1 protein-coding gene is annotated in these 312 nt (G+C 59.0%); it reads left to right on the forward strand.

The genetic code is table 11. The features are described from left to right. The coding region (locus ACI7RC_RS27810; RefSeq protein ID WP_408111393.1) for a transposase at nucleotides 1-312 on the forward strand (312 nt) is incomplete at both ends.

The raw sequence follows: 312 nt of genomic DNA on the forward strand, positions 1-312 counted from the left end.
CCCAAAATCGGCTTTGTCCGCATGCATGCACACCGTCCTTTCGACCGGACGAATGTGACGCAAATCAATGTGAAACGGTATGCGGACGGGTGGATGGCCAACATTGGCGTGAAAACGGAGGCAGCGGAAGCAGGCCAGGCGGTGGAAACGGCCGTGGGCATCGACGTAGGGCTGAGTACCTTTGCGGCGCTGTCCGATGAGACGAAGGTGGACAACCCGCGGTATCTGCGAAGATCGGAAAGGCGGTTGAGACGCGCTCAACGACGACTATCCCGCAAACAACGCGGTTCCCGCAACCGGGAGAAAGCCAAA

The sequence above is a fragment of the Brevibacillus sp. B_LB10_24 genome, from assembly GCF_046036945.1.
GTDB lineage: Bacteria > Bacillota > Bacilli > Brevibacillales > Brevibacillaceae > Brevibacillus_C.